General features: G+C 57.3%; 17 protein-coding genes. 11 read left to right on the top strand and 6 right to left on the bottom strand.

The window, feature by feature from the left end:
- Window positions 1-56: 56 nt before the first annotated feature.
- The 3 genes from glnH to rhtA form a co-directional block, all read right to left on the bottom strand.
- A complete protein-coding gene (gene glnH / locus E7738_RS07995; RefSeq protein WP_021508422.1) occupies window positions 57-803 on the bottom strand; it encodes a glutamine ABC transporter substrate-binding protein GlnH in 747 nt (248 codons plus the stop codon).
- A 311-nt stretch (window positions 804-1,114) separates the two neighbouring features.
- Window positions 1,115-1,618, bottom strand: a complete 504-nt coding sequence (gene dps, locus E7738_RS07990; protein ID WP_021508421.1) for a DNA starvation/stationary phase protection protein Dps — start codon at window positions 1,616-1,618, stop codon at window positions 1,115-1,117.
- A gap of 294 nt (window positions 1,619-1,912) precedes the next feature.
- Window positions 1,913-2,821: a threonine/homoserine exporter RhtA gene (gene rhtA / locus E7738_RS07985; RefSeq protein WP_394516268.1), complete on the bottom strand. Its 909-nt coding sequence runs from the start codon at window positions 2,819-2,821 to the stop codon at window positions 1,913-1,915.
- A gap of 504 nt (window positions 2,822-3,325) precedes the next feature.
- Here rhtA and ompX point away from each other — a divergent pair.
- Window positions 3,326-3,838 carry an outer membrane protein OmpX gene (ompX, locus tag E7738_RS07980; RefSeq protein ID WP_031279869.1) on the top strand — a complete coding sequence of 171 codons (513 nt, stop codon included), beginning with the start codon at window positions 3,326-3,328 and terminating at the stop codon, window positions 3,836-3,838.
- 146 nt (window positions 3,839-3,984) lie between these two features.
- Here ompX and E7738_RS07975 read toward each other — a convergent pair whose 3' ends face one another.
- Window positions 3,985-4,179: a hypothetical protein gene (locus E7738_RS07975; protein ID WP_021508417.1), complete on the bottom strand. Its 195-nt coding sequence runs from the start codon at window positions 4,177-4,179 to the stop codon at window positions 3,985-3,987.
- Between the two features lie 264 nt (window positions 4,180-4,443).
- On the opposite strand from E7738_RS07975, the gene mntR reads away from it, so the two are divergent.
- The 8 genes from mntR to E7738_RS07935 all read left to right on the top strand — a co-directional run bounded on the left by mntR (window position 4,444) and on the right by E7738_RS07935 (window position 14,842).
- Window positions 4,444-4,902 carry a manganese-binding transcriptional regulator MntR gene (gene mntR / locus E7738_RS07970; RefSeq protein WP_021508415.1) on the top strand — a complete coding sequence of 153 codons (459 nt, stop codon included), beginning with the start codon at window positions 4,444-4,446 and terminating at the stop codon, window positions 4,900-4,902.
- A gap of 21 nt (window positions 4,903-4,923) precedes the next feature.
- Window positions 4,924-6,033: an SLC13 family permease gene (locus E7738_RS07965; RefSeq protein ID WP_058769512.1), complete on the top strand. Its 1,110-nt coding sequence runs from the start codon at window positions 4,924-4,926 to the stop codon at window positions 6,031-6,033.
- A gap of 182 nt (window positions 6,034-6,215) precedes the next feature.
- Window positions 6,216-7,343: an HlyD family secretion protein gene (locus E7738_RS07960; RefSeq protein WP_021508413.1), complete on the top strand. Its 1,128-nt coding sequence runs from the start codon at window positions 6,216-6,218 to the stop codon at window positions 7,341-7,343.
- On the top strand, window positions 7,340-8,908 hold the full coding sequence (locus E7738_RS07955; RefSeq protein ID WP_058775341.1) for a DHA2 family efflux MFS transporter permease subunit: 1,569 nt from the start codon (window positions 7,340-7,342) through the stop codon (window positions 8,906-8,908). The genes E7738_RS07960 and E7738_RS07955 overlap by 4 nt, the downstream gene beginning before the upstream one ends.
- 1 nt (window position 8,909) lies before the next feature.
- A complete protein-coding gene (locus tag E7738_RS07950) occupies window positions 8,910-10,439 on the top strand; it encodes an efflux transporter outer membrane subunit (RefSeq protein ID WP_394516267.1) in 1,530 nt (509 codons plus the stop codon).
- A 243-nt stretch (window positions 10,440-10,682) separates the two neighbouring features.
- A complete protein-coding gene (locus tag E7738_RS07945) occupies window positions 10,683-12,161 on the top strand; it encodes a sugar porter family MFS transporter (protein ID WP_058780836.1) in 1,479 nt (492 codons plus the stop codon).
- Window positions 12,162-12,589: 428 nt separating this feature from the next.
- Complete coding sequence (locus tag E7738_RS07940; protein ID WP_021508409.1) at window positions 12,590-12,991, top strand: H-NS family histone-like protein; 402 nt, start codon at window positions 12,590-12,592, stop codon at window positions 12,989-12,991.
- A 258-nt stretch (window positions 12,992-13,249) separates the two neighbouring features.
- Window positions 13,250-14,842, top strand: a complete 1,593-nt coding sequence (locus tag E7738_RS07935; RefSeq protein ID WP_031279866.1) for an ABC-F family ATPase — start codon at window positions 13,250-13,252, stop codon at window positions 14,840-14,842.
- Between the two features lie 100 nt (window positions 14,843-14,942).
- Here the strand turns inward: E7738_RS07935 and moeB are convergent, their stop codons facing one another.
- Window positions 14,943-15,704 carry a molybdopterin-synthase adenylyltransferase MoeB gene (moeB, locus tag E7738_RS07930; protein WP_104187027.1) on the bottom strand — a complete coding sequence of 254 codons (762 nt, stop codon included), beginning with the start codon at window positions 15,702-15,704 and terminating at the stop codon, window positions 14,943-14,945.
- A complete protein-coding gene (moeA, locus tag E7738_RS07925) occupies window positions 15,704-16,939 on the bottom strand; it encodes a molybdopterin molybdotransferase MoeA (RefSeq protein WP_394516266.1) in 1,236 nt (411 codons plus the stop codon). Before moeA ends, moeB begins: the two co-directional genes overlap by 1 nt.
- 227 nt (window positions 16,940-17,166) lie before the next feature.
- Between moeA and E7738_RS07920 the strand changes: the two genes are divergently transcribed.
- Together E7738_RS07920 and gsiA are read left to right on the top strand one after the other, a co-directional pair.
- Window positions 17,167-18,126, top strand: a complete 960-nt coding sequence (locus E7738_RS07920; RefSeq protein WP_058769516.1) for an isoaspartyl peptidase/L-asparaginase family protein — start codon at window positions 17,167-17,169, stop codon at window positions 18,124-18,126.
- Between the two features lie 9 nt (window positions 18,127-18,135).
- Window positions 18,136-19,992: a glutathione ABC transporter ATP-binding protein GsiA gene (gene gsiA / locus E7738_RS07915; protein WP_394516265.1), complete on the top strand. Its 1,857-nt coding sequence runs from the start codon at window positions 18,136-18,138 to the stop codon at window positions 19,990-19,992.
- The last annotated feature ends 52 nt before the right edge of the window (window positions 19,993-20,044 follow it).

Below are 20,044 nucleotides of genomic sequence, written 5' to 3'. Positions count from 1 at the left end.
ATGTAAAAAGCAGGGAGAACAACGCTCCCTGCTGATAAAAAGGCGTCAGGCCTGAATTATTTAGGTTCGCTGCCGAACCATTTTTTATAGATAGTGTTGTAGGTACCGTTGTCGTGCAGGGTTTTCAGCGCGCCATTCACTTTCTCACGCAGGTCGTCGCTGCCTTTCGGGAAAGCGATGCCATACTGCTGTGCTTCGATGGAGTCGCCGACGGCTTTGAAACGGCCTTTACCAGCGGTGTGGATGAAGTACAGGATGTTTGGCGTGTCGTGCAGCACGGCGTCAGCACGGTTAGTGCCTAACTCCATGTACGCGTTATCGATGTTCGGGAACTGGCGCAGATCTTTGGTTTTGATATGCGCTTTGGCGTAATCCACCGACCCAGTGCCGCTTTTCACTGCGACCACTTTACCGTTCAGATCGTCGATGCCTTTGATGTCATTTTCGTTGTTACGCACCATTACCAGCAGGCCGCTTTTATAGTAGCCGTCAGAGAATTCGATGGCTTTTTTACGTTCTTCGGTAATGGTGATGCCGGCCAGTGCCAGGTCAACGTTTTTGGTTTGCAGCGCCGGAATGATGCCGCTGAAATCCATCGGCTTCAGGGTGTAATCCAGCTTCAGCTGTTTAGCGATAGCGTCCCACAGGTCGATATCGAAGCCGACGTACTTGTCGCCCTGTTTGAATTCAAACGGAACGAAGGCGGTGTCGGTAGCGACCACCAGTTTTTTGTCTGCTGCAGTGGAGGAAAGCGAGAAGGCCAGCGCCAGCGCGGCCACGGAGACTTTAATCAACGACTTCATCATTTTTTTCCTTATTACCCGTCAGGCCTGGTGGCCCGATGTACGGCTCATCATATGAAAAAATTATGCCAACTTTTCTCAAACGCCAAAATCAACAGATTGCCGGGGCAGGCTGACACGATTCTGCACGCGGGGAAAAGTTTGCACCAGAATGAATCACCAAAATGGTGCATTGTGCTGTGGTGGTGCAGGCACAGTGTGCATCAGAGTGATAATAAGGGAAAGAAAGGATTAAGGAATTGTTAACGGCGTCAAAAAAGCCGTGTGGATGACAGGCATAAAAAAGGCGGGATAACCCGCCTGATTGAGCATTACTCGATGTTGGATTCGATGAACCACAGGAACTTATCAAGGTCACGCGATGCGGCAGTAAAGATATCCGCCGTGTCTTCGTCTTTCACTTCGCTGATGGCTTTGCGCGTGTCGTTAGCGACGACGGCGTAACGATCGGCCAGCGCTTTCAGGTGATCCTGTACGCTGTGAATATTCAGCGGATAGCTTTTCAGCGGAGACTTGTCGTTAACCACCTGCGTGGTGCCCAGCGCAACGCCGCCCAGCTGTACCACACGTTCTGCAATGGTGTCCTGGTGATCGGTAATCGCGGTACGGAAGCCATCCAGCATTTCATGTACGCCAATGAAGTTCGCGCCACGCATGTTCCAGTGCGCCTGCTTGGTGATCAGCGACAGGTCAATAAATTCCACGACCAGACGGTTGAGCACCTCGATGGTAGCTTTCTTCTCGCTATCAGCCACGTCATTGCGGGTATAAATCAGATCGGAAGATTTTGTTTTAACCAGTTTTGCGGTACTCATCATTAATGTCCTCTTATTGATGGTTGTCCTAATCAAGCACGGGAATAAGTATAGCAGCAGTTTTTCACTCTGCAGGATTGATTAAATCAATGACAGGAATAGCTAAAGCTTAATGTTAAGCTGCGAAAATAGCGGTTTTATTAAAATTGATTAAAATCAGTTTGTTATGGTGAATGTTAATTATTCTTCTATCATGTTGCAAAATAATAACAGCTTACCGTGCGGCTATTTAAGAAATGATAATGAGAATGTGTCTATATACAGCCGGTTAAATAACCGGCTGACCTGTACGGCTTATTGCGGCGTGTTGATATCCACTTCATTTATATGTGCCGCTTTCTGTTTCATGGTGAGCGTCGAGCCAGCAGATGCGGCGATGATCGCCTGCAGCGCCAGCCATTGCTGCAGCGTCAGCTGCTCGCCGAGGAACAGCATGCCGGAGAGCGCCGCCATCGCCGGTTCCAGACTCATCAGCGTGCCGAAAATGCGCGCCGGCAGACGTGTCAGCGCCATCATTTCCAGCGAGTAAGGAATGGCGCTGGAGAGCAGGGCGATGAGCAACGCCAGCGGCAGAATTTCCCACTGCCAGATACCGGGCGCGGCAAAGGTCAGACCGAGCGGCACAAAAATCACTGAGGCGATCAGCGAGCCCATTGCCACCGTGGCCGGGCCGTGTTCGGCGCCTGCCCGCTGGCCCGCCAGAATATAGACCGCCCAGCAGGCGCCGGCACCCACGGCCAGCAGCGCGCCGGTGGGATCGATATGGTTCAGGCCATGACCAATCGGCAGCAGGAACCACAGGCCGGTGACCGCCAGCAGCACCCAGAGAAAATCCAGCGGACGGCGTGCGCCGGCCAGCGCCAGCGTCAGCGGGCCGAGAAACTCCAGCCCCACCGCTACGCCCAGCGGCACGGTGCGGATCGAGAGATAGAACAGGTAATTCATGCAGCCCAGCGCCAGTCCATACATCAGCAGCGGTTTGCGCTGCTTTGCACTGAAGCGCAGGCGCCAGGGTTTGAAAATCGCGCACAGGATGAGCGTGCCCAGTCCCAGACGCAGCGCGGTAATGCCAGGCGCACCGACGGTGGGAAATAGCGATTTCGCCAGCGATGCGCCGCCCTGCAGCGACAGCATGGCGATCAATAATACGGCAACCGGCAGCACTACCGGCGCCAGTTTGGGGTGGGAAAGAGGTGCAGACATCCTGTGATCAATTCCTGTGATGATGAATAACCAGGCAACGGGCAGCCAGTGTAAAGCAATCGGCGGGAAATAAGGAGGCGGCTGAGGCAATGATGCAGGGTTTCTGTCACCGCTTTATCATCGGGCGCGCTCGCCTCGCATTATCCTGGCGTCAGTGACGCCTCATTCAGACCGCTTTTCGGGCGAAATTTCCAGCGAACAAAGCGCGACGGCGGAAAAAATGCACCAGCGACTGGCTGAAAAAACGCCATTTTCAGGGCCATTTCCGTAAAGAAATGTCAGGTTAGTTTAGGAATTTACTTAAACCGATAATTTTCTGTGCGCAGGATTATTGCAGAAAGATGATGCTTTTTATAAGAAAAATGAATGACATAGGAAAGTTCATTAACTTTCTGTTACACCAAACAATCTGTTAGACAACAAAATGCGGGCAGAGTTTCTTGCTAAGTTTTGTTATATTTTTAGCGTTGTCAGGAGAGAAGTATATTCACATTTGAGGTGGTTATGAAAAAAATTGCATGTCTTTCAGCACTGGCTTGTGTACTGGCAGTTTCCGCTGGTTCCGCCATGGCACAGAGCACCGTTTCTGCCGGCTACGCGCAGAGCGACTATCAGGGCGTTGCTAACAAAGCTAACGGCTTCAACCTGAAATACCGCTACGAAGACGGTTCTAACCCACTGGGTTGGATCGGTTCTTTCACCTACACCGAAAAAGATCGCACTGAAGATGGCGTGTACAACAAAGGTCAGTATTACGGCATCACCGGTGGTCCGGCTTACCGTCTGAACGACTGGGCCAGCATCTACGGCGTAGTAGGTATCGGCTACGGCAAATACCAGCAGAACCAGACTGCCGGTCAGTCTAAAACCGACAGCAGCGACGTAGGCTTCTCTTACGGCGCAGGTATGCAGTTCAACCCAATCCAGAACGTTGCTCTGGACGTGGGCTACGAGCAGAGCCGCATCCGTAACGTCGACGTGGGCACCTGGATTGCTGGCGTAGGTTACAGCTTCTAAGTTTTTGCTTAGACCAGAGTTGCACAGAAACGGCCCTTTACGGGCCGTTTTTTTATGCCTGAAAACACTGCCGTGAAGGGCGTTTTTCGCAGGCAAAATAAAACCCGCTGCATGCAGCGGGTCAGACTGTGAAGCCCTGAGGAAACTCAGCCGCGCCAGATCAGATTCGGGCAGGGCTGCGCGGCGATTTTTTTGCCGGTCAGTTTCTCAAGCAGCATCAGGCGCAGGGCAAAAGGCGAGCGGCTAAACAGACACAACAGCGACTTCAGCTCAAAAGCCGGTTTGCTTTGTACGGTCTGGAAGCATTTGCCGCAGTCGAGGCAGCTTTTCATCGTGCTCATCTTTACCTCCTGGAAAACGGGTAACTCAACAGTAAGCACAGCCCTGCAATAAACAGCAGGAAAAGGAGCAGCAACAGCCAGGGTTCGTTCATCGTTGCCTCCTTTGTAGGCTATTCGCTTACAACATGTACAAAGATAGCACTGGCTATACTCTTTAGCCAACACTATTCAGGAAAAATTTGTGCTTATTTGTGCCTGGTTTACAATGAGCGCAGCCAGCCCGCACCGCAGGTAAAGTGCGGCAGATAATAAAGAGGAAGCTGAATGAGTCGTCGTGCGAAAAGCGCCACCCACATGCCCCAGGGGCCGCTGAAAGATATTGAGGAGCATGTCGAAGGATTTCGCCAGGTACGCGAAGCGCATCGCCGTGAGCTGATTGATGATTACGTTGAGTTAATCTCTGATTTAATTCGTGAATTTGGCGAGGCGCGCCAGGTTGACATGGCGGCACGCCTGGGCGTTTCGCAGCCGACCGTGGCCAAAATGCTGAAGCGTCTCAGTACCACCGGTCTGGTTGAGCAGGTGCCGTATCGCGGCGTATTCCTCACCCCGGAAGGCGAGAAGCTGGCTGAAGCCAGCCGCGTGCGCCATCACATCGTTGAAACCTTTCTGCTGGCGCTGGGCGTCAGCCCGGAAACCGCCCGCCGGGATTCCGAAGGGCTCGAGCATCACGTCAGTGATGAAACCCTCGCCGTGTTCCAGAAATTTTACGAGAATCGCTAACCTACAAGGCCTTCTGCCATCATGCCCATCGTGCTTCGTTCCTTAATGCGTGACCGCGTTTTGCATTTACTGTTGCTGTTGGGCGTGATTCTGTTGCCGCTGGCGGATTACCGCTGGCCGCAGCTGCCCGCCGCCGTTGACTGGCACACCATCATGACGCTCACCGGTTTGCTGATGCTGACAAAAGGGCTGGAAAACAGCGGCTATTTTGATGTGCTCGGTGCGCGGCTGGCGCAGGGCTTCCAGCACGAACGCACGCTGGCGCTGTTTATGGTGTGTGCGGCGGCGCTGCTCTCGACCTTCCTGACCAATGATGTGGCGCTGTTTATCCTGGTGCCGCTCACGCTGACGCTGCGCAAGTTCTCGCGCCTGCCTATCTCACGGCTGATCATCTTTGAAGCGCTGGCGGTCAACGCCGGCTCGTTGCTGACGCCGGTCGGCAACCCGCAAAATATCCTGCTTTGGAGCCACGGCACGCTCAGCGTGGCCGGTTTTATCGGTCAGATGGCGCCGCTGGCGGCGATGCTGATGCTGACACTGGTGGTGCTGACGTGGTTTAGCTTCCCGGCGCGCAGCATTGAGAAGCATGATGCACCGGGCAATCAGCAGTGGCAGAAACCGCTGTTTATCGTCAGCGTCCTGCTGTACGTGGTGTTTATCGTCGCGCTGGAGCTGAAACTCACCGGCTGGGCGCTGCTGCTGGTGGCGGGCTGTTTTCTGCTGATGGCGCGTCAGGTGCTGGCGACCATCGACTGGAGCCTGCTGCTGGTGTTCGTGGCGATGTTCATTGATGTCTTTTTACTGATGCACCTGCCGATTCTGCAGCCGCATTTTGCCGCCATCGGTCAGCTGGGCGAGGGGGGGATCTATCTGCTGGCGATTGGCCTGTCACAGGTGATCAGCAACGTGCCGGCCACCATTCTGCTGTTACAAAAAGTCCCGCCTTCCGAAGTGCTGGCCTGGGCGGTGAATATCGGCGGCTTTGGCCTGCTGCCGGGATCACTGGCCAACCTGATTGCGCTGCGCATGGCACAGGACGCCAAAGTGTGGTGGCGTTTCCATCTGTTTTCCCTGCCGATGCTTGCCTGGTCGATGCTGTGCGGCTGGCTGTTGTTACAGCTGCTGCGTTAACCCTGACCAACCTGTCCGCCTTTGCAAGACGCGCTGATTTATCAGCGCGTTAAGTGATGTGGCAGAAAATGCGTCGGATGTTAGCTTATGTAAAGTTACACTGGCATTTGTCAATTTCCCATCTAAGGTTAAGTTGACCGTTTCGCCCGGGGATCGGGATTACCAGCCAGTGATGACAAATTATGAGTGAAAACCACAATCCGCCATCCGCCGATGAGCAAAAAGACAACAACACGTCAGATTCCAGTCAGGATAACGAGCAATCACCCCGTAAACGCCCCGGCAAAAAGCCGCTGATCATTCTGGCGATTGTGGTGGTGATTATGCTGCTGGTGGGATTCTGGTTCTGGTTTAGCACGCGCAACATTGAAACCACCGACGATGCGTTCACCGAAGGCGATGCCGTGACCATCGCGCCCAAAGCGTCGGGCTACGTGGTGCAGCTGCTGGTAAAAGATAACCAGCGGGTGAAGAAGGGCGATCTGCTGGTGCTGATCGATCCGCGTGACAACGCCGCACAGCGCGATCAGGCCAAAGCACAGCTCGGTCTGGCGCAGGCGCAGCTGCATCAGGCGCAGGCGCAGCTGGCGCTGGCACGGGTGCAATATCCGGCGCAGCGCGATCAGGCGCTGGCCGACCAGGCGCGGGCGCAGGCCAATTTACTTAATGCGCAGGCGGATTATCGTCGTCAGCGCGGGGTTGACCCGCGCGCGACCTCGCAGCGCAATATTGATACCGCCGCCGCGCAGTTACGCTCGGCTGAAGCGCAGCTGCAAAGCGCTAAAGCGCAGGTCGAAGTGGCCTCGCAGGTGCAGTTGCAGATTCGCCAGCAGGAAACCAATGTTGAAGCGCGGCAGCAGCAGGTCGAGCAAGCCCGGGCTCAGCTCAACACTGCCGAGCTTAACCTCTCTTACACCGAAGTACGCGCGCCGTATGACGGTTTCGTCACCAAACGCAACGTGCAGCCCGGTACGCTGGTGCAGGCCGGCAGCGCGCTGTTTTCGCTGGTATCGCCGGATATCTGGATCACCGCCAACTTCAAAGAGTCGCAGCTGGCGCGCATGAATCCGGGCGATAAAGTGGAGATTGGCGTTGATGCCTGGCCGGACATGAAGCTGGAAGGGCACGTCGACAGCGTGCAGATGGGCTCCGGCTCGCGCTTCTCTACCTTCCCGGCCGAGAACGCCACCGGTAACTACGTGAAGATTGTGCAACGCGTGCCGGTGAAAATTGTGATTGATAAAGGACTCGACCCGAATCATCCGCTACCGCTTGGCCTGTCGGTTGAACCGAAGGTGACGGTGGAATGAGTGCGAGCGAAAGCTGGCGTCCGGCCAGCAATCCCTGGCTGGTTGCCATCACGGTAACGCTGGCGGTGTTCATGGAAATTCTGGACACCACCATCGTTAACGTTGCGCTGCCGCACATCGCCGGGTCGCTGTCATCCAGCTACGATGAATCCACCTGGGTACTGACCTCCTATCTGGTCGCCAACGGCATTGTGCTGCCGATCTCGGCCTTTTTCAGCCGCCTGTTTGGGCGCAAGCAGTTCTTCCTGATCTGCATCGTGATGTTTACTATCTGCTCCTTCCTGTGCGGCATTGCCACCGAGCTGTGGCAAATCATTCTTTTCCGCGTACTGCAGGGCTTCTTCGGCGGCGGGCTGCAACCGGTGCAGCAGTCGGTGCTGCTGGATTACTTCAAGCCGGAAGATCGCGGTAAGGCTTTTGGCCTGTCATCGATTGCCATTATCGTCGCGCCGGTCATTGGCCCGACGCTCGGTGGCTGGATCACCGACAACTACAGCTGGCGCTGGGTGTTCTTTATTAATATTCCGGTGGGGATCCTCACGGTGCTGGCGATCTATCAGCTGCTGGAAGATCCGCCGTGGGAGCGCAAGTGGGAGAAGGGCCGGCTGAAAATCGACTATATCGGCATCAGCCTGATTACCCTGGGTCTCGGCTGTTTGCAGGTGTTTCTCGATCGCGGTGAAGACGAAGACTGGTTCGCTTCACACTTCATTCGCCTGTTTGCCATGCTGGCGGCCGTCGGCATCGTCGGTGCGGTTTACTGGCTGCTGTATGCGCGCAAGCCAGTGGTAGATATCACGGTGATGAAGGACCGCAATTTCTGGGTGGCCGGTCTGCTGATGGCGGGCATGGCGATGATTCTTTATGGCAGCTCGGTGGTGTTACCGCAGCTGGCGCAGCAGGATCTCGGTTATACCGCCACCTGGTCCGGGCTGGTGCTGTCGCCCGGCGCGGTCCTGATCGTGCTCACCATCCCGCTGGTGCTGAAGCTGATGCCGATTGTGCAAACGCGCTACATCATCGCCTTTGGCTTTACCTGTCTGGCGCTGGCCTTCTTCTATTCCAGCACCCTGACGCCCAACGTGGATTTCACCACGCTGGTGCTGATGCGCAGCGCGCAGTCGATTGGCCTCGGCTTCCTGTTTGTGCCGCTCACCACCATTGCCTTTATCACCGTGCCGCAGCGCCTGAATGCGGATGCCTCCGCGCTGTTCACCATGTTCCGTAACGTGGCCGGTTCGATCGGCATCTCGCTGGCCACGGCCGGCATCACTGAACGTGAACAGGTGCGATCGGCCCACATGGTGCACAACATGTCGCCGCTCAATGAGCAGTTCAACCTCACGCTGCAGCACTGGGCGCAGGCGATTCGTGACTTTACCAGTGCGGTGGGCGATCCGCTGACGCTGGCCAGCGGTCAGCTCTATCAGGAGATGATTGCCCAGGCGCGTATTCTGGCTTACATCGACGTGTTCATGGGCCTGAGTATTGTCGCCGTGCTATTGATTCCTTTTTGTTGGTTGCTTTCGCCGATCAAGAGCGAAGGCAGTGCAGGAGCACATTAACATGATCACCTCTTCGCGCGTTACGCCGTCGCTGACGCTGCTGGCGCTGTCCATGCTGCTGGTGGGTTGTGCCGTCGGGCCCGATTATCAGCCGCCGCAGGCGCACACGCCCGGTAGCTACCGTGATTTGCCCTCTCAGGAAGCTTCAAAACCGCTGGCGTCCGCGACCAATCCTTCGTGGTGGAAAAGCTTTAACGACCCGCAGCTCGATAGCCTGATTGAGCGCGCCATCGCTGGCAACCTGACGCTGCAACAGTCGGTGCTGCGCATCGCCGGTGCGCGCGAACAGCTGGCGCAGGCACGTGGCGGGCTGTTCCCGTCGCTTAACGGCTCGGCCAAAGTGACGCGTCAGCAGCTCGGCCTGAAAGGCATGCTGAAATCCAACGGGGTGTACGATCAGGTGGATGATGACGTGGCGGATCAGCTCAACGGCCTGACCCATTCGGTCACGCTGTATCAGGGCAGCTTCGACGCCAGCTGGGAACTGGATTTATGGGGCAAAGTACGACGCCAGATGGAGATGGCGGACGCGCAGCAGCAGGCGGCGATTGAGCAGCGTAACGATGCGCTGGTGTCGCTGGAAGCCGAGGTCGCGCGCGCGTATCTGCAGCTGCGCGGCGCGCAGGCGGTGCTGGCAACGCTGCAACAGCAAATCAACGTGGCGCAGCAAACCTGGGAGCTGACGCAAAGCCAGCAGCGTAACGGTCTGGCGCCGCTCACCGACGTTGAGAATGCCCGTGCGCAGCTGGCCTCCCTTAACGCGCAGCTGCCACAGTATCAGGCCCAGGAACGTCAGGCGATGAACGGGCTGGCAGTGCTGCTGGGCAAAACGCCGGGCGCACTGGATAACGAACTGATGAGCAGCAAAGCGCTGCCGGCGTTGCCGAAGCTGGTGGCGGTGGGCATTCCCTCGACGCTGGCGCGTCGTCGTCCGGATATCCGCCAGGCCGAAGCGAATCTGCATGCGCAGACCGCCAATATCGGCGTATCGGTCGCGAACCTGTTCCCCAGCCTGTCGCTTACCGGGCAGCTGGGCGTGCGCAACACCGATGCCAGCTACCTTGACGACTGGAGCAGCCACTTCTTCAGCGTCGGCCCGGCGCTGTCGATCCCGATTTTTCAGGGCGGACGTCTGGTTTCCAGCGTGAAACTGGCGCGCGCGCAGCAGGCGAGCGCGGCGCTCGATTATCGCCAGACGGTACTGACGGCGCTGCAGGATGTGGAAAATGCGCTGGTCAGCTACCGCGCCGATCAGCAACAGGTTACCGCGCTGGATGAGACTACCGGCGCACTGCAGCGCGCCTTTGACCTCGCCAGTGACAGTTACAAACAGGGCATCTCCACCTTCCTTGAGGTGCTGGATGCCCAGCGCCAGCTGGCGCAGTCGCAGGCGCAATCCACCCAGGCGCGCATGCAAAGCGCGCTGGACCTGGTAGCGCTGTATAAAGCGCTGGGCGGCGGCTGGGAGCCGTATCAGCAGGTGACGCTGCCGGACTATGACGTCTTTGGTCCGGCCACCGCAGTCAATTAATCTGCCATCGCTGACCGCATTCACTGCGTGCGGTCAGCGCCTTCCTTGAAATAAATATTCTCCCTTTTGTTTGTTGTGCAAAATTTGCACTGCCTTCTCTGCGCCCTGAATCAGGTTGTGTGATCATTATCTCAATTAAAGGCAAAGGTAATGACCCGTGGCGCAAAATTTAAATTTCATATTTATTTATTGTGGTGGAAATAATCTATTTTAAGGCTTCTTATCTCAGGAAAGGAGTTGGTTATGTCCCGCGAAACCTGGATGACGCCCAATCCGGCATCAGGTCCAAACAGCAGCACGCGCACCGAGCCTTTTGTGAAAGTCATTGCGCTGATTGCCACCCTCGGTGGTTTGCTGTTTGGCTACGATACCGGCGTGATCTCCGGCGCACTGTTATTCATGGGCGACGATCTGCATCTCACCCCATTTACCACCGGGCTGGTGACCAGCAGTCTGCTGTTCGGCGCGGCGTTTGGCGCACTGGCTTCCGGTCACTTTGCCGCCGCGGTCGGGCGGAGAAAAATTATTCTGGTACTGGCGATTATTTTTGCGCTCGGCGCGCTGGGTACCGCACTGGCACCCGATGTCAGCTGGATGATTTTCTTCCGCCTGGTCCTTGGCGTGGCCGTGGGCGGTGCGTCCGCCACCGTACCGGTGTATATCGCCGAAATGGCACCGGCCAACAAACGGGGTCAGCTGGTGACCATGCAGGAGCTGATGATCGTTTCCGGCCAGATGCTGGCCTATATGTCGAACGCCGGCTTCAACGCGGCCTGGGGGGGCGACACGACCTGGCGCTGGATGCTGGCGGTCGCCACGCTGCCGGCGGTGCTGCTGTGGTTCGGGATGATGTTTATGCCGGACACGCCGCGCTGGTATGCCATGAAAGGCCGTCTCGCTGAGGCGCGCAAGGTTCTGGAACGCACCCGCGCGCGCGAAGACGTTGAGTGGGAGATGATGGAGATCGAAGAGACGCTGTCGGACGAGCAACAGCAGCGTCCGCGTCTGCGGGAACTGCGCCAGCCATGGCTGATCAAACTGTTCCTGATCGGTATCGGTATTGCCGCCATCCAGCAACTGACCGGCGTGAATACCATCATGTACTACGCGCCGACCATGCTGAAAGCGGTGGGGATGAGCAATGACGCTGCGCTGTTTGCCACCATTGCCAATGGCGCGGTATCGGTATTAATGACCTTTGTGGGGATCTGGCTGCTGGGGCGCATCGGTCGCCGCACCATGACGATGATAGGTCAGTTTGGTTGTACCGCCTGTCTGGTGTTTATTGGCACCGTCAGTTACCTGATGCCGGAAACAGTTAACGGTCAGCCGGATATCTTGCGCAGTTATATGGTGCTGCTGGGTATGCTGATGTTTCTGAGTTTCCAGCAGGGCGCGTTATCACCGGTCACCTGGCTGCTGCTGTCAGAAATTTTCCCCACACGGTTACGCGGTATTTTTATGGGCGGCGCGGTATTTGCGTTGTGGATCGCCAATTTTCTTATTTCTCTGCTGTTCCCGGTTCTGCTGGCGTCGGTTGGCTTATCCGGCGCGTTCTTTATTTTCGCGCTGATTGGCATAGGCGGCGCGATTTTTGTTATTCGCTGGGTACCGGAAACACGCCATCGTTCGCTGGAGCAGATTGAACATTATTTGCACGACCGGCTGTCTGATGCGTCGGTGCCCCAGGTATTGCGACCGGCAGTGAAGAAAAGCGGATAACCACAGACATACGATTTTTGCATGATGGCCGGTGAACAACCGGCCTTTTTTTATTTATTTAATGGCAAAATGAGATATTGCTCGCATCTGTGACGCTAATGCCATCCGCGTTAAAAACGGATTTTACTTACACTATTAATGTTTTTTTACCTTTATGCTGACTACTGCCTCAGCGCACAATAAGCGCTAAACGCTTGTTTCCTACGCGTGAATAAGCAATGAAATCGATTCCAGTTCCAGCCGGTGGTACTGAACCGCTGATGTTAATTCACCGTTAATTCACGCCGCACATTGGTTTAAACGCGCCTGCCAGGAATATGCTAATCCATTCGGATTAATCCGGTCTGCAAAATTAATTTATTTTTTTATTTGAATTGGGTAATCTTGCCACTACAGTTTATTTAACCCCCTTAAGCAAGGACATTGTGATGAGTGACGCATTTAAAGTTCTGAACAACATTCGCACATTACGTGCACAGGCTCGTGAACTGCCACTGAGCGATCTGGAAGAAATTCTGGAAAAATTAACCGTCGTGGTGACTGAGCGCCGCGACGAAGTTGAAGCGGAAGAAGCGCAGAACCGCGAAAAAGAAGAGAAGCTGTCTAAATACCGTGAAATGCTGCTGGCAGACGGTATCGACCCGAACGAATTACTGGGTGCACTGGAAACCGGTAAAAAACGCGCCAAGCGTGCGCCGCGTCCGGCGAAATATTCTTACACCGACGAAAACGGTGAAGAGAAATCATGGACCGGTCAGGGCCGTACCCCAGCTGCGATTAAAAAAGCGCTGGATGCAGGTAAAAGCCTCGACAGCTTCCTGATCAAATAATCTGCACAATCCTTGTAAGCGGGAGCCGGAGGCGTCAGCGTCTCCGGCTTTTTTATTGGCCTCGCTCCGGGTACGGGCGGCGGGTCATTTCCCGCGCCGTGGATAACCTGTCCGGCACGGTCGCAATTATTTTACCTCTGGCAACAAGGTGTTCTCCGCCTTGCCTCTGCGTATCCGGGTGCAGAGGTGGCTCATCCAGGCCGCTTCTGGCATAATGCCCGCTGTTTTTTCCTCCACTGCGTAACAAAGGTCAATGCCGTGTTAGTTTCCAGCAATATCACTATGCAGTTCGGCAGTAAGCCACTGTTTGAGAATATCTCCGTTAAATTTGGCGGCGGTAATCGTTACGGTTTAATCGGTGCGAACGGCAGCGGTAAATCGACCTTCATGAAAATACTGGGCGGCGACCTGGTTCCGACTAACGGAAATGTTTCCCTCGACCCCAATGAGCGCATCGGTAAGCTTCGCCAGGATCAGTTTGCTTTCGAGCAATATAGCGTGCTGGATACCGTGATTATGGGTCACCAGGAATTGTGGGCGGTGAAGCAGGAGCGCGATCGCATATATGCATTGCCGGAAATGAGCGAAGAGGAAGGCTATAAAGTCGCCGATCTTGAGGTCGCCTACGGTGAAATGGACGGTTACAGTGCCGAATCACGCGCCGGAGAATTATTACTCGGCGTGGGCATTCCGGTGGAGCAGCATTACGGTCCGATGAGTGAAATTGCCCCAGGCTGGAAATTGCGTGTGCTGCTGGCGCAGGCATTATTTGCTAACCCGGATATTTTGTTACTCGACGAACCGACCAACAACCTGGATATTGACACCATTCGCTGGCTGGAGCAGGTGCTTAACGAACGTGACAGTACCATGATCATCATTTCGCATGACCGTCACTTCCTGAATATGGTGTGTACGCACATGGCGGATCTGGATTACGGTGAGCTGCGTGTTTATCCCGGCAATTATGACGAATATATGACGGCGGCGACCCAGGCGCGCGAGCGTTTATTAGCGGATAACGCCAAGAAGAAAGCGCAAATTGCCGATCTGCAATCCTTCGTTAGCCGCTTTAGCGCCAACGCCTCAAAATCGCGTCAGGCCACTTCGCGCGCGAAGCAGATTGATAAAATCAAACTGGATGAGGTAAAAGCCTCCAGCCGTCAGAACCCGTATATTCGTTTCGAGCAGGATAAAAAGCTGTTCCGTAATGCGCTGGAAGTGGAAGCGCTGACCAAAGGATTTGATAACGGCCCGCTGTTTAAAAATCTTAACCTGCTGCTGGAAGTGGGTGAGAAACTGGCCATCCTCGGCGCCAACGGTATTGGTAAATCCACGCTGCTGAAAACGCTGGTCGGCGAACTGCAGCCGGATAGCGGCACGGTGAAATGGTCGGAGAATGCGCGCATTGGTTACTACGCGCAGGATCACGCCGAAGATTTTGCTGACGACCTGAGCGTGTTCGACTGGATGAGCCAGTGGAAGCAGGAAGGCGACGACGAGCAGGCGGTGCGCAGTATTCTTGGTCGTCTGCTGTTCAGCCACGACGACATCAAGAAGCCAGCAAAAGTGCTGTCCGGTGGTGAGAAGGGCCGCATGCTGTTTGGCAAGCTGATGATGCAGAAGCCAAACATCCTGGTGATGGACGAACCGACCAACCACCTGGATATGGAGTCGATCGAGTCACTGAACATGGCGCTGGAGATGTACGAAGGCACGCTGATTTTCGTCTCGCACGACCGTGAGTTCGTCAGCTCGCTGGCGACGCGCGTGATCGAGATGAAAGGCGATCGCATCGTTGACTTCACCGGCAACTACGAAGATTACCTGCGCAGCCAGGGCATCGTCTAACGGCGTAGCCGTTTAGCAGCCGCCCTCATCAGCGGCGCAACTTATCGCCTGATAAATTGCGCCGCTCAGCAATACCTGACGCTTATGTCACGCCCTGACGTTATTCCTCACGCTGGCCACACACTTCACATTGCGCATCCTGCGCCACTTTCAGGCTACGAAACTCGGCGCTCATCGCATCGTACATCAGCAGTCGCGTGCTGGCCGGCTGGCCAAAGGCGCTCAGCACCTTCAGCGTTTCCATCGCCTGCATCGCACCTACCACGCCGACCAGCGGAGCCATTACGCCGGCTTCGACACAGCTCAGCGTCTGCTCGCCGAACAGGCGGCTGATGCAGCGGTAGCAGGGCTCGCCGGGCTGCCAGGTAAACACGCTGAGCTGGCCTTCCATGCGGATGGCGGCGCCGGAGATCAGCGGCACCCGATGCTGAAAACATCCGCGGTTCACCTGTTCGCGCGTGGTGACATTGTCGCTGCAGTCCAGCACCGCATCGTGACGCGCGATCAGTTCGCCGAGCGCGGCTTCATCCAGCTGCGCATCGATCGGCTCCAGCGTGCAGTGCGGATTGAGTGCCGCCAGCTGCTGACGGGCCGAGGCGACTTTTGCCATGCCGATGCGCGCATCGTTGTGCAGAATCTGGCGTTGCAGATTACTCAGGCTGACGCGATCGAAATCCAGCAGCGTCAGATGGCCGACGCCGGCGGCGGCAAGATAGGGCGCGGCGGCACAGCCCAGTCCGCCCAGGCCAACGATAAGCACCCGTGAGGCTTTTAGCCGTTCCTGGCCGTCGAAATCGAAGCCGCGCAGCACAATCTGCCGGTTGTAGCGCAGCATCTCTTCATCGCTCAGCTCTGTGTGCATTAGCCCTCCAGCAGGCTGTTGAAGGCCTCGACATCAACCCATTCGCCCGGCTCAACGTCACCGCGATCGCGCTCCAGCACAATAAAGCAGTCGGCCAGCGCAAAGGAACTGAACACGTGCGAGCCCTGCGCACCGGTGCTGCGCACTTCCAGTACGCCATCATCGCCGCGACTGAGGATGCCGCGCTGAAAATCGAGCCGGCCCGGCGCTTTCTTCAGACGCTGCGTTGCGCGCGCGCGCTGGCGCAACGGCATGATGCGCGTGGTCTGGCCGGTCAGCGTGGCCAGCAGCGGCTGCACCAGCTGATAGAAGGTCACGGCTGCCGACACCGGATTGCCCGGCAACCCGCAGAACCAGCTGTTGGCCAGACGGCCAAAGGCAAACGGCTTACCGGGCTTGATCGCCAGCTTCCAGAAGGTAATCGCGCCCAGCTCTTCGAGCATCGCTTTGGTGAAATCCGCCTCGCCCACTGACACGCCGCCGGTGCTGATCACCACATCGGCCTGGCGGTCGGCTTCGCTGAAGGCCTGGCGCAGCTTCGCAGGATCGTCAGCGATCACGCCGAGGTCGATCACCTCGCAGCCAAGTTTGCGCAGCATCAGCGCCACGGTGAAGCGGTTGGTGTCATAAATCTGGCCTTCAGCCAGCGGCTGGCCCACCGCCTGCAGTTCGTCACCGGTGGAGAAAATGGCCACGCGCAGCTTACGCAGCACACTGACCTCCGCAATACCCAGCGACGCCAGCAGCGGCAGCTCTGCCGCACCGAGCCGCACGCCGGCATCCAGTACCTGCTTACCGGCCTGAATATCCTCCCCGATGCGGCGAATATTTTGCCCGGCACGCACTGGCGCGGTGATAACAATGCCGCCGTCACGCGGTTCGGTTTGCTCCTGCATCACCACGGCGTCGCAGCCGGCCGGGACGGGTGCGCCGGTCATGATGCGAATCACGCTGCCGGCTGGCCGCTCGCCATTAAACGGGGCGCCGGCAAACGCTTTGCCCGCTACCGGCAACACGCGGTCAGCGGACAGGTCGCTCAGGCGCAGCGCGTAGCCGTCCATCGCAGAGTTATCGAACGGCGGCACGTCCAGCGGCGAAATCACCGGCTTCGCGGTAATGCGCCCGGCGGCATCGGCCAGCGCGACGCTCAGGCAATCGCTAATCGGTTGCAGCTGCTGCAGCATTTTCTGCTGCGCGTCTTCAAGGGAAATCAGTCCGGCGGTAAAAGGTTCCATGTCCATCTCTGTCGGGTTAAAGGCGAATGCTGCCTATTATGGTGGCATTTGTCCGCTGAGTCACATGCGACAAAAAAGCATAATCCACATTAAAAGGTTATGACCGCTGATACACTTTCTGCTTTACAAGCAGGGAGGGGCTTTCTATAGTCGAAAATTGCCAAAAAAAGATGAAAACCATTCTAAATCAGTGTTTTTGGCTCTGATTCCTTGACAGGGTAACGGTTATGGCTAAAGCAGTTATCGCAATTCACGGCGGCGCCGGCGCGATTACGCGTGCGGCAATGAGCGCCGAAAAAGAGCAGCACTATCGTCAGCAACTGGCCGCGATTGTCAGCGCCGGCCAGCAGATTCTGGCCAGCGGCGGAAGCGCGCTGGATGCCGTGACCGAAGCGGTACGGCTGCTGGAAGAGTGCCCGCTGTTCAATGCCGGCAGAGGTGCCGTGTTCACCCATCAGGGCACCCATGAACTGGATGCCAGCCTGATGGATGGCCGTACGCTGGATATTGGCGCCGTCGCTGGCGTCAGCCGTATCCGCAATCCGATTCTTGCCGCGCGTAAAGTGCTGGAAGCCAGTCCGCACGTGCTCTTTATTGGCAGCGGGGCGGAAGCCTTTGCCGCGCAACAGGGGCTGACGCCGGTCGAGCCTGATTTCTTCTCGACGCCAGAACGCTGGGAGCAACTGCAGCGCGCGCTGGGCAGCGAACAAATGCTGCTGGATCATGATGGCGCGGCGCAGGGGAGCGATCCGCTGGACCCGGATCGCAAATTTGGCACCGTGGGCGCGGTGGCGCTCGATTTGCAGGGTAATCTGGCGGCCGCCACCTCCACCGGCGGCATGACCAACAAGCAGGCGGGCCGCGTCGGCGATTCACCGCTGGCGGGCGCCGGCTGCTATGCCAACAACGCCACCGTGGCGGTCTCCTGTACCGGTACCGGCGAAGTGTTTATTCGTACGCTGGCGGCTTACGATGTCTCAGCGCAGATGGAATATGGCGGTCGTTCGCTGCAACAGGCCACCGCCAGCGTGATTCATGACAAAGTGCAGGAGCTGGAGGGCAGCGGCGGGCTGATAGCCGTTGATGCCCACGGCAACGTGGCGCTGCCGTTTAACAGCGAAGGCATGTACCGCGGATTCGCTTATGTGGGCGGCGAGGTTGAGGTGGCGATTTACCGCGACAGCTAAGGAGCAGGCATGACGGATCTACAGCAGCAGTTTGCGCCGCAGCAGGTGCTGGCGGTACGCGACCTCTGCGTGCGCTTTGAGCATGAAGGGCGCGTGACGGAAGCGGTGCGCCAGCTTTCGCTCGATCTGCACCGCGGCGAGACGCTGGCGCTGGTGGGCGAATCGGGTTCAGGCAAATCGGTCACGTCGCTGGCGCTGATGCGTCTGATTGCACAGGCCGGCGGCGCGGTCAGCGGTGAAATCCTGCTGCGGCGGCGCAACGGCGAGGTGCTGGATGTGATGCGGGCGTCCGCCAGCCAGATGCGCCGGGTGCGCGGTGCGGACATGGCGATGATCTTTCAGGAGCCGATGACGTCGCTCAACCCGGTGTTCACCGTCGGTGAACAGATCGCCGAATCTATTCGTTTGCATCAGGGGAAAAGTCACCAGCAGGCGCAGGCCGAAGCGCGACGCATGCTGGATCTGGTGCGCATTCCGGAAGCGCACAATGTGCTGTCGCGCTATCCGCATCAGCTCTCTGGCGGTATGCGCCAGCGCGTGATGATCGCCATGGCGCTGTCGTGCAAGCCGGCGCTGCTGATTGCCGATGAGCCGACCACCGCGCTGGATGTCACCATCCAGGCGCAGATTCTGCAGCTGATTCGCGTGCTGCAAAAAGAGATGCAGATGGGCGTCATCTTTATTACCCATGATATGGGCGTGGTGGCGGAGATGGCCGATCGCGTGCAGGTGATGTATCGCGGCGATGTGGTTGAGCGCGCGCCGGTGCAGCAGTTGTTCGACGCGCCGCAGCAGCCGTATACCCGCGCGCTGCTGGCGGCCGTGCCAAAGCTCGGGGCGATGAGTGGCCAGCCGCTGCCGGCGAAGTTTCCGCTGCTGCATACCAACGGCCGCGAAGAAGCCAGCACGCCGCAGGATACCGTGCGTCACGATCGTCCGCCGATTTTACAGGTGCGCGATCTGGTTACGCGCTTTGATATTCGCGGCGGGCTGCTCAATCGGGTTAAGCGTCGCGTCCACGCGGTGGAAAAAGTCAGTTTCGATCTTTATGCAGGCGAAACCCTCGCGCTGGTGGGCGAGTCCGGCTGCGGCAAATCTACCACCGGACGCTCGCTGCTGCGGCTGGTCGCCAGCCAGGGCGGCAGCATCACCTTTGACGGCCAGCGCATTGATGCACTGCAGGGCAGGGCGCTGGCCACGCTGCGCCGCGATATTCAGTTTATCTTTCAGGATCCGTATGCGTCGCTCGATCCGCGCCTTACCGTCGGCTTTTCAATTATGGAGCCGCTGCTGGTGCATCGCAGCATGGGGCGCGCGCAGGCAGAGAAACGCGTCGCCTGGCTGCTGGAACGCGTCGGTCTGCTACCCGAACACGCGCAGCGCTACCCGCACGAGTTTTCTGGCGGTCAGCGCCAGCGTATCTGCATCGCACGCGCGCTGGCGCTCAATCCTAAAGTGGTGATCGCCGACGAGTCCGTCTCCGCGCTGGATGTGTCGATCCAGGCGCAGATCATCAATTTGATGCTGGATTTACAGCGTGAATTTGGCATCGCCTTCCTGTTTATTTCGCACGACATGGCGGTGGTGGAGCGCATCAGCCATCGCGTGGCGGTGATGTATCTCGGGCAGATTGTGGAGATGGGACCGCGTCAGGCGGTGTTCGAACAGCCGCGCCATCCTTATACCAAAAAACTGATGGCCGCGGTGCCGGTGGCCGATCCGGCGCATCGGCACCGCGAGCGGGCGCTGATGGTCGATGAGATCCCCAGCCCGATTCGCCCGCTGGGTGATGAGCCGGAAGTGGCACCGTTACTGGAAGTGGCGCCGGGCCATTTTGTCGCCCGCCATGCCATTAGCGGCGCCTGAGCAGCAACCAACCGCGCCCTCTGTGCAGGGCGCGCAAGACAGGGACTACAGG

Source organism: Pantoea sp. SGAir0430 (assembly GCF_043549295.1).
The sequence above is the reverse complement of the archived record's forward strand: the minus strand, read 5'-3'. Positions and strand labels throughout refer to the sequence as shown.